Genomic DNA, 16,992 nt, shown 5'->3' with positions numbered 1-16,992 from the left:
CTCTCATCCGACAGCGAGGAAACGACTGCATGGAAGATATGAGCCTCACCGACGGGAAACGGACTCCTCTCACCCGGGCGCTCGAGACGATCCGGTCGTTGCGGCAGCGGCTGGAAGAGCAGGAGGGGAACCAGCCGATCGCCGTCATCGGCACCGGGCTGCGCCTCCCGGGCGGTATCGAGGACCTCGACGCCTACTGGGAGGCGCTGGCGGAGGGCCGTGACCTGGTGCGCCCGATGCCGGAGGCGCGTAAGGGGCCGTTCGCCGAAGCCTGGGCGACCCTGCCGCAGCGGGGTGGCTTTCTCGACGAGGTGCTGGACTTCGACGCCGCGTTCTTCGGCATCAGCCCCCGCGAGGCGCGCGGGCTCGACCCCCAGCACCGGCTCCTCCTGGAGGTCACCTGGGAGGCGCTGGAGGACGCGGCGCTGCCCCCGGACCGGCTCGCCGGCGCCCAGACCGGCCTCTACCTCGGCATCATGTGGCAGGACTACCGTGAGTGGCTGACCGGGGACCCGGACGCGTACTGGACGACCGGCAACGGCCACAACTTCGCGGCCGGCCGCATCGCCTACACCCTCGGCTTCACCGGACCGGCCATGGCGGTCGACACGGCGTGCTCCTCCTCCCTTGTCGCGGCGCACCTCGCCGTCCAGGCGCTTCGCCGGGGCGAGTGCGAGACGGCGGTCGTGGCGGGGGTGAACCTCATCATGTCCCCCCGCTCGACCCGTCTCGTGCAGGAGACGCGGTCGTTGTCGCCCGACGGCCTGTGCCGGACCTTCGACGCTCGCGCCAACGGGTTCACCCGCGGTGAGGGCTGCGGCGCGCTCGTGCTCAAGCGGCTCGACCACGCGCAGCGCGACGGCGACCGCGTGCACGCCGTGATCCACGGCTCGGCGGTCAACCAGGACGGGAGGTCGGGCGGGTTCACCGCGCCGAACGTCCTGTCCCAGGTGGCGCTGCTCGAACAGGCGATGGCCGACGCCGGTGTCGAACCCGCCGACATCGGATACGTCGAGACCCATGGCACCGGTACGTCCCTCGGCGATCCCATCGAGATGGAGGCGCTGGCGACCGCGATCGGCCGGCGCAACGGCGGCGCGCCCCTCCTGACCGGCGCGGTCAAGACGAACTTCGGGCATCTGGAGTCGGCGGCGGGTGTCGCCGGGCTCCTCAAGGCGATCCTCTGCCTGCGCCACCGCGCGGCGCCGCCGGTCGTGCACTTTCGCGTCCTCAACCCCCGCATCGACCTGTCCGGCACCGCGATCGGGGTTCCGGCCGAGCTGACGGACTGGGATCCGGCGGGTGGACGCTACGCGGGCGTCAGCTCGTTCGGCATGAGCGGCACCAACGCGCACCTGATCCTCGCCGCGCCCGATCCCGGCGACGCCACCGTCTCGGGCACCGGGCCGGAGCGGACGGACGGGTTCGAGGTCTCCGCCAAGACCCCTGAGGCCCTCCGCGCCATGGCCCGCCGCTACGCCGAACGGGTGGCCCGGATCGGCCCGGACGACTACGCGGCGTTCGCCTACACGGTCACCCGGGGACGCGCCCGGCACGACGTCCGGGCGCGCGTCACGGCGGCGAACCCCGCCGACGCGGCCGCGGCGCTGCGGTCGCTGGCCGCGGGAACGCCGTCCGCGGCCGTCACGGTCGGCCCCGGCGATGAGGACGGCGGACCGGCGGCGGACCTGCCCCGCCGGATCATCGACCTGCCGGCGTATCCGTGGCAGCGCGTCCGGCACGCGCCCGGCCATGTCGCGGTGGAACCGGCGGCGCCGGTGGCGTACGAGTTGGCGTGGGAGACCGCACCGTCGGCTCCGGCACCGGCCGCGGAGGCCGGCGGCGGCCCGCTGGTCATCGCGGGCGACGATGACGAACTTCTCGGTCTGCTGGTCGGCGAGGCCGTGGCGCTGGGGCGGACCGGGACGGTGCTCGGCGCCGGCCCCACGGCCGTCCCGGCGGGCTGGCGGCACCTCGAAGCGCCCGACGGCGCCGAGGACTGGCGCGGGTTCTGGGAGACGCACGCCACCGGCGGACAGACCACGCTGATCCTGACCGTGAAGGCGGCTCCGCTCCCGGACGCCGCGGCCGGCCACGCCTCCCCGGCGGCCGTCACAGCGGCGCTCTGCTCCGCGGTGACGACGGCGGTCAGCGCCGCGGCCGATGCCGGCGGGCCGTACGCGCGCGTGTTCCTGGTCACGCGCGCGGCCCGCCGCGTCGGCGACGGCGACACCGCGATCACGGTCGGCCACGGGGCCCTGCACGGCCTGGCGCCCGTGCTCGGCCTGGAGGCCGGCGGCGCCTGGGGCGGTGTGATCGACCTTCCGGGGGAACCGACGGCCGAGGACACGCGGGCGTTGCTGGCCTTCGCCGCCGCCGCGTCCGGCATCGACCCACCGGCGGCCGGCGAGGACCTGGTGGCCGTGCGCGGAGGCCGGGTGCTCGCGGCGCGGCTCCGTGCCGCGAGCGGGCACCGGCCGGAGCTTCCCGTGCGGGGCGACGCCACCTATGTCGTCACGGGCGGGCTCGGGGCGGTCGGACGCGAGATCACCGCCGATCTGGTTCGCCGCGGAGCCCGTCACCTGCTGCTGATCGGGCGCCGCGCCCCGGAGACCCTGGACACGGACACCACCGCGTTCCTGGCCCGGCTGCGCGAGCCGGGAGCACACGTCGTGTACCGGGGCGGCGGCTGCGAGACACCGCAGGCGCTCGCCGAGGCCCGCGCCTGCCTCACGGAGATGCCGCCGGTACGCGGCGTCGTTCACGCCGCGGGGGTGGCGGACCCCGTTCCGCTGTCCCGCCTGACCGCCGCCGACTTCGAGTCCGCGCTGCTCGGCAAGTTCGCCGGTGCCTGGTGGCTGCACGAGGCCGCGCGCGACTGGCCGCTGGACTTCTTCGTTCTGGTCTCGTCCGTCTCGGCGGTCTGGGGGACCGAGGGACAGGGCGCCTACTCCGCCGCGAACGGAGCGCTGGACGCCCTCGCGGCTCACCGCCGGTCGCTGGGGCTTCCGGCGGTGAGCATCGCGTACGGCCCGTGGGCGCTGGCCGGCGCCGGGATGGCCGACGACGCGTCACTGCGCCGATACGACCGGATCGGCGTCGGCGCGCTGAGCGCCGAACAGGGCCGCGCCGCACTGACCGCGCGGGCCGCCGGCCCTGCCGGACACGTGATCGCCTGCCTGCTGGACCTCCCGCGGTTCACCGGGGTGATGGCGGCGGTACGGCGGCGCGGCCTGTACGCCGGTGTGGTCACGGAGGACACCGCCGGGGCCGTGGATCCGGCGCGCGGTGAGGCGTCGCTCGCCGCGGAGCTGGCGGAACTGCCGGAGCGTAGCCGTCCCGCGGCGGCTCGTTCGCACGTACGGCGCATGGTGGCGGAGCAACTGGGCCATACCGACGCGTCCGCCGTCGCCGAGGACACCGGGTTCATGGACCTGGGCATCGACTCGATCATGGCAGTCGACCTCGTCGGCCGGCTGTCCGCCGCGTTCGGCGTGGACCTGCAGGCCGCCGATGTCTTCGACCATCCGACAGTGGCCGAGCTGACGGCGTTCATCCTGACCCGGCCCGTGGCCGCGGAGGCGGATCGCGTGGCGGGCGGTGCAGGGCGGCCGGCCGGTCACCGCCCGCGGCCCGTTCCGCGAGCGGCGGACCGGCCGGCGGGCGGGCCGGCGACCGGTGAGGGGACGGGCGACGGCCGGGGTGAACCGATCGCGATCGTCGGCATGGCCGGCCGGTTCCCCGGCGCGGACTCCGTCGACGAGCTGTGGAACCTGCTGCGCGGCGGCGAAGACGGTGTCACGGCCATGCCGCGGGACCGCCGGGACACGATGCTCTTCACCGAGGACGCGCGGCGAACCGGCCGGATGACGACCGACCAGGGCGGCTTCCTCCGCCACATCGACCGTTTCGACGCCGCGTTCTTCGACATCCCGGTGCGTGAGGCCGACGATCTGGACCCGCAGCAGCGGCTGCTGCTCATGTCGGCGTGGCACGCCCTGGAAGACGGCGGCATCGACCCTCACGGCCTGAAAGGCTCGCGTACCGGCGTCTTCGTGGGTGTCAGCTACAGCGACTACGCGCGGATCCTCGCCCGCGGCGGGCCCGAGCACATCGACGCCTACTACAGCACGGGCACCGCGCTGAACGCGGCCGCCGGCCGCATCGCCTACCTGCTGGGACTCGGCGGACCGGCGGTCGCGGTGGACACCGCCTGCTCCTCGTCGCTGGTGGCCCTGCACCTGGCCGTCAGATCCCTGCGCGGGGGCGAGACCGACGCGGTGCTGGCGGGCGGTGTCAACATCATCCTCGATCCGACGTCGTCGGTGGCCGTGAGCCGGGCCCACATGCTCTCGCCCGACGGTCGGTGCAAGGCGTTCTCCGCCGACGCGAACGGCTTCGTCCGCGCGGAGGGCTGTGGCGTGCTGGTCCTCAAACGGCTGTCGGACGCCCGGCGCGACGGAGACCGGGTACTGGCCGTGATCCTCGGCAGCGGCGTCAACCAGGACGGCGCCTCGTCGGGCCTGACGGCGCCCAGCGGCACCGCACAGGAGGCACTGCTCCGCACCGCCCTGGCCGACGCCGGCGTGACCGGACGCGACGTGTCCTACCTCGAGGCGCACGGCACCGGAACCTCCCTCGGGGACCCGGTCGAGATCGGCGCGGCGTGGCGCGTGCTGGGAGAGGGCCGGCGGCCGGACGATCCGCTGCGCATCGGCTCGGTGAAGAGCAACGTCGGTCACTGCGAGTCCGCGGCGGGCGTCGTGGCCGTGATCAAGACGATCCTCGCGATGCGTCACGAGATGATCCCCGCCAACCTTCACTTCCGCGAACCCAACCCGCATGTGGCCTGGTCCGACATGAACGTCGAGGTCGTCGCGGCGCCGACGCCGTGGCCGGCCGGCGGCGGACGGCGCATCGCGGGCGTGTCCGGCTTCGGCTTCACCGGGACCAACGCCCACCTCGTCCTCGCGGCGCCGGCGGAGGACCCGGGCGGCCGCGAACCCGGCACGGACGCCCCCGACGGACCCCACCTGATCACGCTGTCCGCGCCCGACGCGGAGGGGCTGGCCAGGCTGTCGGACGTGTGGGCGGACCGGCTGAAGACCTCCTCCGACGATGAGCTCGGCGCCCTGGCCGCCGTCTCGGCCGTGGGGCGTGCCCACTTCCCGTACCGCCGCGCCCTGCTGGGCACGACGAGGGACGCGCTGCTGACCGGTCTGGCCGCACCGGCGCCCAAGGGGCCCGCCACCGGCGCCCCGCGCGTCGCGTTCCTGTTCGCCGGCCAGGGCAGCCAGTACTTCGGCATGGCCCGCGAGCTCTATGAGACCGAACCCGTCTTCCGCGACACCTTCGACCGCTGCGACCGGACGCTCACCCCCCTGCTCGGCGCGTCGCTCGCCGAGCTGACGTTGTACGGCGACGATCCGGCGGTGATCGACGAGACGCGGGTCACCCAGCCGGCACTCGTCACCCTGGAGATCGCGCTCGCCGCCCTCTGGGAGTCCTGGGGCGTCACCCCGGCCGTCGTGATGGGGCACAGCGTCGGGGAGATCGCCGCCGCGATCCACGCCGGTGTGCTGGACGTGGAGGCGGGCCTCAGGCTGATCGCGGAGCGGGCGCGGCTGATGCAGGCGACCGAACGCGGGGCCATGGTGTCGGTCGTGGCCTCCGAGGAGGACGTCGCCGGCTGGATCGCGGACCGCGACCTGGACGTCGCCGCGGTGAACGGGCCCGGCTCGACCGTGGTGTCCGGTCCGTCCGAGGCGATCGGGGCGTTCGTGGAACGGCTGAAGGAGCGGAAGGTCCGGCACCGCCGGCTCAGCGTGTCGCACGCGTTCCACTCCCGGCTGCTGGACCCGATGCTGGAGGAGTTCACGGCGGCCGTCGCCGCGCTGGAGATGCGCGCGCCGCAGGTGCCGATCATCTCGAACCTGACCGGGCGGCTCGTCGAGCCCGGAGAGTACGACGCGGCGTACTGGGCGAGCCACGCCCGGAACCCGGTGCGGTTCCACGACGGGGCGCGGCGGCTGGGCGACCTCGACATCGACGTCTGCCTGGAGGTCGGCCCGGACCGGACCCTCATCAACCTGGTGAAGGCCGCCAAACTCACGCCCCGCGGCGGCCTCGTCTCCTCGCTGCGCCGCCGGTCGAGCGATCGGGCCGCCATGCTCACCGCGGTGTCCGCGCTGTACGAGCAGGGGCAGGACTTCGCCTGGCAGCGCATCCATCCGCGGGCGGGCGGGGACCGTCCGCCGGCACCGCTGTACCCGTTCGCCGAGACCCGGCACTGGAGCGACGTGCCGTGGCAGGCGTCGTCCGGCGCGGTCCGGCGTGCGGCGTGGGGCACGGAGCTGCGTTCGCCCGGACTGCGCGGCCGGGTGTTCGCCACCGAGCGCAGCACCGACTTCCCCGCCCACCTCACCGACCACCGGCTCTTCGGCACCGTGTCGGTGCCGGGTGCGTCGCAGACGGCGACCGTGCTGTCGGCTCTCGGCTCCGACGGAACACCGCTCGTCCTGGAGGACCTGCACTTCCCGCGCGCGCTCGTCCTGCACGAGGGCGAGCGCTACGAAATGCAGATCATCGACGCGACGCAGGACCACGGCGCGCGTACGGTGAGCGTGCAGAGCCTCATCGACCCGGACACGAACCGCTGGCAGGAGCATCTGGCCGCCCGGGTGGTCCCGCCGGACCCGGCGGCGTCCTGGCCCGTGCCGGACGCCGGCGCGTTCGTCGGCGGCGCGGAGCGCCACCTGTCCGGCGACGACTTCTACCAGCACCTGCGGACGCTCGGTTACCACCTCGGCCCGTCGTTCCGCTGGATCCGTGAGGTCTGGATCCGCGGGGACGAGGCGCTGGTCCGGTACGCCGAGCCGCCGGAGATGAACGAGGACCCGGCCGGATACGAGATCCATCCCGGCCTGCTGGACTCGGTGCTGCAGAGCACGGTCGCCTTCGCGGTCGGCCTGCCCGGAAGCGAGGCGGCGGAGCAGCGTGCCCTGGGCATCCCGTTCGCGGCGTCGCGGCTCGCCTTTCCCGGGCGCCCCGTGCCCGGCCGTGAGCTGTGGGGCCACGTGCGGGCCACCCGCCAGGACCGGGAGTCCGATGACCTGCTGCACATCGACGCCGCGGACCTCCACCTCTTCTATCCGGGCGGCGCGACCGTCCTGGCCGTGGAGGGCTTCCGGTTCCGGAGGGCTCCCCGCGCGCTGTTGCAACGGTCCCTGCGGGAGAGCACCGTGCACGCCTACACGTTGTCGTGGACTCCGCGGCGGCCGGCAGCGGATGCGGCGGAGGCGGTGGCCGAGCACCGGCGGCACGTCGCGGTCATCGACCGCGACGGCGGTTCTGCGGGTTTGCGCCGCGCGCTCGAATCCACGGGCCATCGCGTCACGGCCGCGGCGGCCGGCGAAATCGGCGATGCGGTCCCCGACCTGATCGTCGACGCGTCTTTCGCCGATGCGGACGCGAGCACGCCCGACGACGCGCTGGCCTCGGTCATCGCCCTCGCCGAGCGACTCCGCGAGGTCCCGCGCGAGGTTCCCTACGCCGTGCTGTGCGCGGGCGACGAACGCGCGGCGCCGGTACGCGAGTCGCTGTACGGCCTGCTGACCGCACTGGAGACCGAGCAGGCGGATCGCCGGCTGCTGCGCGTCACACTCGCCGGCGGATGGGACGACGCCACGCTCGCGCGAGCGCTGCTCGGCTCCCTCGACGAGGGCGTTCCCGAGACACGGCTGAAGGTCGGCGCCGGCGAGGTGCAGGTGGCACGGCTCAGCGCCGCCGACCGGTCCGACGCCGCCGAAGACGCCGTCATCGGTGAGGGTGCCGCCCTGATCACCGGCGGTCTCGGCGCGCTCGGCCTCAGTGCCGCCGCTTTTCTCGCCCGCAAGGGCGTTCGGTCGATCGCGCTGATGGGGCGTTCGGCGCCCGACGAGGACGCCCGGAAGGTCATCCGCGAACTGGCCGAGCTCGGAGTGCGCGTCCACGTGATACGCGGCGACGTCACCGCGCCGCAGACGTGCCGGCGGGCCGTGGCCGAGGCAGGACGCGACCTGCCGCTTCGCACCGTCCTGCACCTGGCCGGGGTCAACGACGACCACGCCTTCGAGGCCCTCACTCCCGCGGCGTTCGAGACGGTGTTCGCGGCCAAGGCGCGCGGCGCCGCGGCCCTGGCCGCGGAGCTGCGCGACCACGAGCTGGACGCGTTCGTGCTGTTCTCCTCCGCATCGAGCGTGCTGGGGACCGCGGGACAGGCCAACTACGCGGCCGCGAACGGCTACCTCGACGGCCTCGCCGAGTCACTGCGCGCCCGTGGTCTTCCGGCGACGAGCATCGACTGGGGCGCGTGGATCCCGCGGGTCAAGGGCGGCATGGCGGCGTCGTCGGCGGTGGAGCGGGCGATCGAGCGGATGGGCACCCGCGCCCTGACCGACGAGGAGGCCGAGGAACTGCTGGGGCTCGCCGTCGACGGCGGCCACACCCGGCTCGTGGCCGTGGCGCTCGACGCGGAACGGTACCTCGCCAACGCGGCCGGCCATCCCCGCGCGGAGTTGCTCGCGGAGCTGGGCGTGAAGAGGGAGGCGCCACCCGAGCCGGAGCCGGACGGGCGGCCGCGCGGCTGGCTGGCCGATGGGCTGACCGGCGCCGATCCGGTGGACCGCGACGACCGGCTCCGCGACGCGGTGCGCGACATGGTGGCCGACGTTCTCGGCGCCCCGGCGCCGGCAGAGGACGACGTCGGGTTCAGCGAGCTCGGACTGGACTCGATCATGGTGATCGACCTGCGCACCCGGCTGGCCCACGCGCTCGGCGCGGACCTGCCCGCGACGGTGGCGCTCGACCATCCCACCGTCGGACAGCTCGCCACCCATGTCACCGGGCTGCTGTTCGGCGAGGAGCCCGGACCGGCCGGCGAGAACGGCGAGAACGGCGAGAACGGCGTGACCGGCCGGGGCGGTGCGGGCGACGAAGACGACGCGGCGGACCCGGCCGACCTGTCCTTCGACGAGCTCGTCCAGGCCGTGCGGGCAGACCTCACATCCTAGAAATGAGAGTGGACATGGTGGACTCCCCGGAGATTCGCAGGCTGCTGGAGGACCAGCTCCGGCTGTCCCAGCGGCTGAAGGCACGGATCCGGGAGCTGGAGGGCGCCCGGCACGCACCGATCGCCGTGGTCGGCATGGGCCTGCGGTTTCCTCCCGACCTCGACTCCCCGGACCGGTACTGGGACTTCCTGCGCGGCGAGGAGACCGCGGTGTCGGAGATCCCGGGCGACCGCCCCGGCCTGCGCGCGGTCTACGACCCGGTCGTCGGCCGGCCGGGCCGCTCGTACGTCGACCGCGGTGGCTTCATCTCCGACATCGCGCACTTCGACGCGGAGTTCTTCGGCATCACCCATCGGGAGGCCAAACTGCTCGATCCGCAGCAGCGGATGCTTCTGGAGACCGCGTGGGAGGCCCTCGAGCGCGGGGGCGTCGCCGTACGGCGGTCCGAGCGGCTGAACGTCGGCGTCTATCTGGGCATGATGGCGTCGGAGTACAGCGAGCGGCTGGAGGACTCCTCACGGACCCGCATCGACCCGTACTACACGACCGGCGGTGGTCTGTGCTTCGGCGCCGGGCGCATCAGCCACGTGATGGACTTCTCCGGGCCCGTGGTGAGCGTCGACACCGCGTGCTCGTCCTCCCTCACCGCGCTGCACCTCGCGGTGCGCGGCCTGCGCAACGGGGACTGCCGCTACGCCCTCGTGTGCGGGTCGAACCTCCTGCTGTCCGCGAACCTCATGGTGTCGCTGTGCCAGACCCGGGCGCTGTCGCCGGCGGGCCGGTGCAAGTCGTTCCTCGCGTCCGCGGACGGGTACGGGCGGGCGGAGGGCGTCGGCGCGGTGCTGCTGATGCGCCTCGACGACGCCGAGCGCGGCGGGCATCCGATCCTCGCCGTCGTCCGCGGCACGGCCGCCAACCACGACGGGGCGGCGTCCGGGCTGACCGCACCCAACGGCCCCGCCCAGCAGGAGGTCATCAGGGCGGCGCTCGCCGACGCACGCGTGGATCCGGCGGACATCGGCTGGATCGAGGCCCACGGCACCGGTACGGCGCTCGGCGATCCCATCGAGATCGGTGCCATCGACGGCGCCGTCGGCGATGCGATCCGGGCACGGGGCGTGCCGCTCGCCCTGGGAAGCGTGAAGGCCAGGCTCAACCACATGGAAGCGGCCTCAGGCCTCGCGGCGCTGGCGAAGACGGTGCTGATGCTGCGGCACGGAGAGATTCCCGCCGCCGCGTCGGAGGCGGACGGCGACCTCAACCCCCACATTCCCTGGGACCGGATGAACTTCACGGTGCCGCGTCGCAACGGGCCATGGCCGCGATCGCTGCCGCGCAGGATCGCGTCCGTCAACTCGTTCGGCATGAGCGGGACCAACGTGCACGCCGTGCTGGAGGCGTACGAGCCGGACGAGGCGGACGAGGCGGCGGCGCTCTCCACCGGCCCCCGGCGGGAACTGCTGACCCTGTCCGCGAAGAGCCCGGAGGCGCTGGCGGACCTCGCCGGAGCCGTCGGTGCGTACCTGAACAAGGCCGAGCCGGCGGAGATGTCCTCCGTCTGCCACACGCTGAGGGCCGGTCGGGCGGTCTTCGCCCACCGCCTCGCGGTCACCGGGACCACGCCGGCGGAACTGGCCGAACGCCTCGCGGAGGAGGTGGCTCGCGGACCCCTGACCCCGGTGACGCCGGTGCGCTCGGCGACGCTGTGGCTTCCGGGCGACGGTGAGGACACGGACCCGCTCGCCCGCGCGGTCGCCGCGCTCGCCGACACGTTCCCCGGGCTGCGCCCCGCCCTCGACGGCGCGCCGGACACGCCGGGGGAGCGGCTCACGCGCCTCCTCGGCCGGATCGGCGTACGGGTACGACGGCGATCGGGCGGGCCGGCGGGGGCGGGGACCGTACGGCTCGAGTGGCGGTCCGAGCGCGATGGCGGCACGCGCTCGGTGCCGTTGGCCGGCGACGCTCCCGAGCAGGCGCCCGAGCTGTTCCTCGATGCGCTCGCCGCCTGGTTCGCCGGTGGCGGCGATCCGCGTCTGGACGCGCTGCGGGCACCGGGCGCGCGGCTGGTCGCGGACCTGCCCACCTATCCGTTCCGCCGCGTCCGGTTCTGGATCGACGAACCGCTGGAGCCCTCCGCCGGCGCGGCCGACGGCACGGCCACCGCCGAGGCGGACGACGCCGGACGGCCGGCACCGCCGGACCCGCACGACCGGGACGGCATGCGCGGGTATCTCCTGGCCGTGCTCAGGGACGTCCTGGACGCCCCGGACGAGGTCGATCCCGGCCTGTCCCTGCTGGAGATCGGCGGTGACTCGTTCATCTTCACCCTCTACCTCACGAAGGTGGAGGAGCATTTCCAGACGGGCACGCCGCCGGAGGACCTGCCCATCGACATCCCCGTGGCGCAGCTGGTCGAGCGCCTCATCGACCACATCGCCGAGATGGCGGCCGTACCGGCGGAGAGCCGGGCGTGAGCGGCGGGACCGGCGCCGGCGCGGCGCGGCCCCCGGGTATCCGGCCGCGGCCGGTGGACGATCCGGATCTGCGCCTCCTGGTCTTCCACCACGCGGGGGGCTCGGCCGCCGCGTACTACCCGCTGGCGCGTGACCTTCCGAGGACGTGGGACCTGGTGCTGGTCGATCTGCCCGGCCGGGGCAAGCGCCACCGGTCGCCGCCGATCACGGACATGGCCGAGCTCGTCCCCGTCGCCGCCGAGGACGTCCTCGGCTGGTCCGGCCCTCCGATCGCGCTGTTCGGGCACAGCCTCGGCGCGACCGTGGCCGCCGAGGCCGCCCGGTCCGTGATCGACCACGTCGATCTGCGCTGGGTGGGAGTCTCGGCGCGCCCCGCCCCGGACCACCGGGTACGTACGACGCTGGACCGGCCGGATCTGCCCGACGACGAGCTGATGCGGGAGCTGGCCCGGACCGGGAGCGTGCCCGGCCGGATCGACGAGGTGCCGGACTTTCGCGATCGCTTCGTCCGGCTCGTCCGTGGCGACCTGCGGGCGCTCGGGTCTTACCGTCCGGCCCCCGATCGGACTCCGCTGCCGGCGGCCGTGACGGCGTTCGGGGGCACGAAGGATCCGCTGGCGCCACCCGCCTCTCTCGCGGCGTGGGCAAGTGAGACGACAGGCCCGTTCCGCTGGCGCCTGTTCGCCGGAAGGCACTTCTACTTCCTGGGCACCGCCTTCCCGGCGCTCGGCCGGGCGGTCCGGGAGGAGATCCAGCGTTCGCTGGCACGTCGTTCCCGCACGCCGGTCCGGGCACTCGGGGCGAGCGGGACCCGCCGGCCGGCATTCCTTTCCCAGGAGGCGACACGATCATGACCACCCACGAGCGGGTGCCGCGCGCCGGTGAACTGCCGGGTGCCGCCCTCACCAACGGCGAGCCGGAAGAGCCGGTCGACATCCGTCCCCTCTGGGCGGGGTTCCCGACGGGTGTCTCGGTCGTCACGACGATGGACCGCGACGGCCGGCCCTGGGGCATGACCTGCACGTCACTGTGCAGCGTGTCGCTGGATCCGCCGATCCTGCTGATCTGCCTGAGGTGCGGCAGCCCGACCCTGCGGGCCATCCAGGAGTGTGGCCTCTTCGCCGTCAACCTCCTGCACGACGAGGCGAAGGCCACGGCCGAGCTGTTCTCCTCCGGCGTCGCGGACCGTTTCGACCACATCCAGTGGCATGTGACGGAGTACACCGCCGGGCCGCACCTGCTCAACTCCGCGCACACCATCGCGGACTGCACGGTCACCGACAACAGCGTCGTCGGGGACCATGCGGTGATCATGGGGCGGATCCGGGGGATCACCCGGGTGGGCGCGCACCGGCCCCTGCTGTACGGGCTGCGCCGCTACGCGACCTGGCGCGACGCCGTCGCGGGAAGCGCCGTCTACTACGAGTACGACTTCATCTCCTGACGCCTGTTCCGGATCCGGCGCAGCCCGAGCAACACGGGAGAAGACGATCGCGCGCGGTCCGACCAGGCTCGATACGAGAGACACACCGAAAGCCGGAATCGAGGAGAGGCCATGGGAAGGATCGGTGGGCACGCCGTCGTGATCGGTGCGTCCGTGGGCGGGCTCGTGGCCGGCAAGGTGCTGTCCGACAGGTTCGAACAGGTGACGGTCGTCGACCGTGACACGCTGCCGACCGCGTCGGAGGATCGGCGTGCCGTCCCGCAGAGCCCGCACGCGCACGCCCTGCTGATCCGTGGCCGTATGGCCCTCGAGAAGCTGTTCCCCGGCCTGTTCGACGAGCTGGTGAGGGGCGGCGCGGTTCCGTTCGACCCGGGGAAGGACCTGCTCTTCCACCAGATGGGAGCCCTGCGGGTGCGCTTCCCCAGCGGCATGCTCGGTACGAGCCTCACCCGCGCGTTCCTGGAGACGACGATACGAGGCCGGGTGGCCGCGCTGCCCAACGTCCGGATCAACGATCAGACCTCCGTCGACGGCCTGATGGGCGTCAACGGACGCGTCACCGGCGTCGAACTGCACGGAGACGAGTTCCTTTCCGCCGACCTCGTGGTCGATGCGACCGGGCGCAGCGGTACCCGGAGCGACCCCTGGCTCGACCGGCTCGGCTGCCCCGCCCCGGAGATCACGACCGTCAAGATCGACGTGGGCTACACGACGCGGCTGTTCCACCGGGAGCCCGGCGACCTTCCCGGCGGCGCGCTGCTGTACCTGTGCTCGGCGGTGCCTCCGTACGACAAGCGGGCCGCCGCGGCGTTCGCGGTGGAGGGCGACCGCTGGGTGGTCACACTCGGCGGCTGGCACCGTGCCCACGCTCCCGTCGATCCCACCGGCTATGCCGAGTTCGCCGACGGGCTGCCCTTTCCCCACCTGGCCGACCTCGTCAACACGGCGAAGCCGGTCGATGACGCCGACGCACGTAAGTTCCACTACCCGATGGCGCGCCGGCGGTCGTTCGAGAAACTGCGCAAGCTGCCCGCGGGATACGTCGCGCTCGGCGACGCGATCTGCAGTTTCAACCCGCTCTACGGACAGGGCATGACGGTCGCCACTCTGGAGGCCATCGCGCTCGGACGGTGCCTCGACCACTACGGCGTCGCGTCCGCGGAGATGGCCGGCGACTACTACCGGCTGGCCGGGAAGGTCATCGACGTGCCGTGGCAGATGTCGACGGGCAGTGACTTCGCCTACCCCGAGACCGTCGGCCCGCGACCGTTCGGCATCGACCTGCTCAACCGTTACGTGCGGCAGGTCATGCTCGCCAGCCATGTGTCCCCGGCCGTGCACAAGGCGATCCTCGACGTCCAGCACCTCATGGCACCGCCGTCGGTCCTGTTCCGGCCACGGACCGTCGCCCGTACGCTGCTGGCCGCCCGCCGGTCACCGGCGCGCTGAGGCCGAGATTCGAACGAAGCACAGCAATTTGCGCGAAGACGGCTCGGCTCGGCGTTGCGAGGATGAGCAGATCACCGACCGGCCAGAACCGCCCGCACGGCCACGCCACCGGCGGGCACCTGGCTCGTCACCGAGCGCGGAAGACAGGTTCGCGGAGGTAACCGATGACGCACGTTCCCGAGTTCAAGGAACTCATCGCCCAGACGAAGTTCTCGGCCGTGCACCTGGAGATGCGCGACATGTACACCCCGCAGGGCGCGGTCTACGTCGACTGGAAGGCGGGCAGGCCGATCGAGTACGACCGGCACGGAGACTGGGTGAAACTGGTCGGAGCGGCGGTGGGCCGGGGCATCAACTGGAGGCGGGCCCGCATCGTGTCCGAACCCGTGACCGACTTCATCCAGTACGAGTACGAGACGACGACCATCGTCAACGAGCCGTGCGGGGAGGCCGTCCGCTGGCTTCCGCGACGTCTGGCCTCCGACCTGCTTCTGCCGGGCAACGACTACTGGGTGTTCGACAACCGTCTCGTCCGTTTCACCCACTTCGCCGGCGACGGCTCCTACGGTCCGCACGAGCTGACCGACGATCCGGCCATCGTCAAGGCGTGCGTCGACGCCTTCGAGGCGGTCTGGGAACGCGCCGTCGACCACAAGGACTATCAGCCCGTCCGCTGACGGCTCGGCCACGCCCGCGACACGGTTGGGACGACGATGACCGAGACCGAATCCTCCCCGTCCGCCGCGGCCCACCGGGACGGCCGCTTCTCGGTGGGCGAGGGCCTGCCCGCCGACTGGGACGACCAGATCCGCGACGCGCCGGCGACGCTGCGCACCCGGTGGGTCGACCTCGCGCACCAGCGGATCGCCGGTGGCCTTCGCACCTTCGGGCTGTACGACGCCGACGGCGCGCTGTCCGTGGGATTCTGCGGCGGCGTGCCGGCCGAGCCGGGAGAGCATCCGAGGTTCGACCCGTACCTGGTGCTCAGCGGGGTCTCCGCGACGAGTGACCCCCCGCTGGCGCCGGGCGGTCCGCACCCGTGGAAGGACGCCGACCCGGCGGCGCTGTTCCCGTGCTGCCTGGTGATGTTCCCCAACTACGAGACGATGCCCGTCGGCCGGGCCGCCCGGGACCGCGGCGCCGCCGACCGGTTCATCGAAGAGCTGATTCGATGGGGTCGCGGCAACGGTGTCCGCAGCGTCGTCCACCTGTACCTGCGGTCCGACTACACCGAATACCTGCAGGCCCTTCGGTCGCACGGGTTCATCCTCGTCCCGATGGTCGAGCGCTGCGACATGCCGGTCCGGTGGACAGAGTTCGAGGGCTACCTGGCGACGCTGTCGCGGAACCGGCGCACGTCCGTCCGCCGTGAGCGCCGCGAGATCAAGGAACGCGGCATCGTCATCACCGAGCGCGGTCTGACCGATGACGAGCCCGAGCTGCTGCGCCTGCGGTGCAACCTGATCGCCAAGTACGGCGGTTCACCCGACCCGGAACGCGAGGCCTTCTCGCTGCGCTACCTCCACGACCACTTCGGCTCCGACTTCCTGGTCATCGAGGCACGCAAGGAGGACCGGCTCCTCGGCTTCAGCACGTTCATCGCCGATGAGAGCGAATGGACGGTCCTGATGACCGGTACGGACTACGAGGACCCGGATGCGTCGTTCACGTATTTCGAGACGATGTTCTACCGCCCGGCGGAGCTGGCGCCCTCCATCGGCATACGGAACATCGGCTATGGAATCGGCACGATCGACGCGAAGCGCTCCCGCGGCTGCGTGACCAATACCCTCTACGCCGCCGTCCGGGTGAACGAATGACGACGAGGTGAGCGATGGCCGACCCGTATGTGCCGATGCCCGACGACTGGCAGCGAGCGCTCGCCGTCGTGGCGCACCCGGACGACCTGGAGTACGGACCCGCGTGCGCGGTCGCGGCGTGGACCACGGCGGGCCGTGAGGTCGCCTACCTGCTCGTCACGCGGGGGCAGGCGGGGATCGACTCGGCGCCCCCCGAGGAGGCGGGGCGGATCCGCGAGGCCGAGCAGATCAAGGCGGCCGCCGTCGTCGGCGTGCACGACGTCACGTTCCTGGACTACACCGACGGCGTCGTGGAGTACGGCCTGCCGCTGCGCCGGGACATCGCCGCGGCGATCCGCCGGCACCGTCCCGACATCCTCATCACGCTGAACTACCACGAGCGGTGGCGCAGCGGCGACTGGAACTCTCCCGACCACCGCAACGTCGGCATCGCCGCCCTCGACGCCGCCACCGACGCGGGCAACCGGTGGATCTTCCCCGAGCTGCTGGAACAGGGACTGGAGCCGTGGGCCGGCGTGCGCTACGTCGCGGTCGGCGGCTCGCCGTACTCCGGGCACGCGGTCGACGTCACCGGAACGCTCGACGCGGGCGTCGCGGCGCTGGACGCCCACCGCGAGTACCTGACGAGCCTCGGCGTGGGCCATCCGATGGGAGACGCGCGCGACTTCCTGGAGAAGAAGACACAGCGCTTCGGTGAGAGGTTCGGGGGAGTGCCCGCGATCGCCTTCGAAGTCGTCCGGGTCTGACGGGGGTCC

General features: G+C 73.0%; 8 protein-coding genes. All 8 read left to right on the top strand.

Translation table 11 applies throughout. The features are described 5' to 3' along the window. Positions 1–29: 29 nt before the first annotated feature. The 8 genes from OG417_RS42930 (at position 30) to OG417_RS42895 (ending at position 16,983) form a co-directional block, all read left to right on the top strand. Positions 30–9,050 carry an SDR family NAD(P)-dependent oxidoreductase gene (locus OG417_RS42930; protein ID WP_329241808.1) on the top strand — a complete coding sequence of 3,007 codons (9,021 nt, stop codon included), beginning with the start codon at positions 30–32 and terminating at the stop codon, positions 9,048–9,050. Positions 9,051–9,052: 2 nt separating this feature from the next. After that, positions 9,053–11,524, top strand: coding sequence for a beta-ketoacyl synthase N-terminal-like domain-containing protein (locus tag OG417_RS42925; RefSeq protein ID WP_329241805.1), 2,472 nt, complete (start codon positions 9,053–9,055; stop codon positions 11,522–11,524). Continuing rightward, positions 11,521–12,378, top strand: a complete 858-nt coding sequence (locus OG417_RS42920; protein WP_329241803.1) for a thioesterase II family protein — start codon at positions 11,521–11,523, stop codon at positions 12,376–12,378. The genes OG417_RS42925 and OG417_RS42920 overlap by 4 nt, the downstream gene beginning before the upstream one ends. Beyond that, on the top strand, positions 12,375–12,968 hold the full coding sequence (locus tag OG417_RS42915) for a flavin reductase family protein (RefSeq protein ID WP_329241800.1): 594 nt from the start codon (positions 12,375–12,377) through the stop codon (positions 12,966–12,968). Before OG417_RS42920 ends, OG417_RS42915 begins: the two co-directional genes overlap by 4 nt. A 111-nt stretch (positions 12,969–13,079) precedes the next feature. Then, on the top strand, positions 13,080–14,417 hold the full coding sequence (locus OG417_RS42910; protein ID WP_329241797.1) for an FAD-dependent oxidoreductase: 1,338 nt from the start codon (positions 13,080–13,082) through the stop codon (positions 14,415–14,417). 164 nt (positions 14,418–14,581) lie between these two features. Then, positions 14,582–15,094 carry a DUF6879 family protein gene (locus OG417_RS42905; protein WP_329241794.1) on the top strand — a complete coding sequence of 171 codons (513 nt, stop codon included), beginning with the start codon at positions 14,582–14,584 and terminating at the stop codon, positions 15,092–15,094. Between the two features lie 36 nt (positions 15,095–15,130). Further along, positions 15,131–16,237, top strand: a complete 1,107-nt coding sequence (locus OG417_RS42900) for a GNAT family N-acetyltransferase (protein ID WP_329241791.1) — start codon at positions 15,131–15,133, stop codon at positions 16,235–16,237. A 14-nt stretch (positions 16,238–16,251) separates the two neighbouring features. Beyond that, complete coding sequence (locus OG417_RS42895) at positions 16,252–16,983, top strand: PIG-L deacetylase family protein (RefSeq protein ID WP_329241788.1); 732 nt, start codon at positions 16,252–16,254, stop codon at positions 16,981–16,983. Positions 16,984–16,992: the final 9 nt, after the last annotated feature.

Origin of the sequence: Actinoallomurus sp. NBC_01490 (genome assembly GCF_036227085.1) — a bacterium.
Classification (GTDB): Bacteria; Actinomycetota; Actinomycetes; order Streptosporangiales; family Streptosporangiaceae; genus Actinoallomurus; species Actinoallomurus oryzae.
Note: the sequence above shows the minus strand (reverse complement) of the source record. Positions and strands in the feature narration are given on the sequence as shown.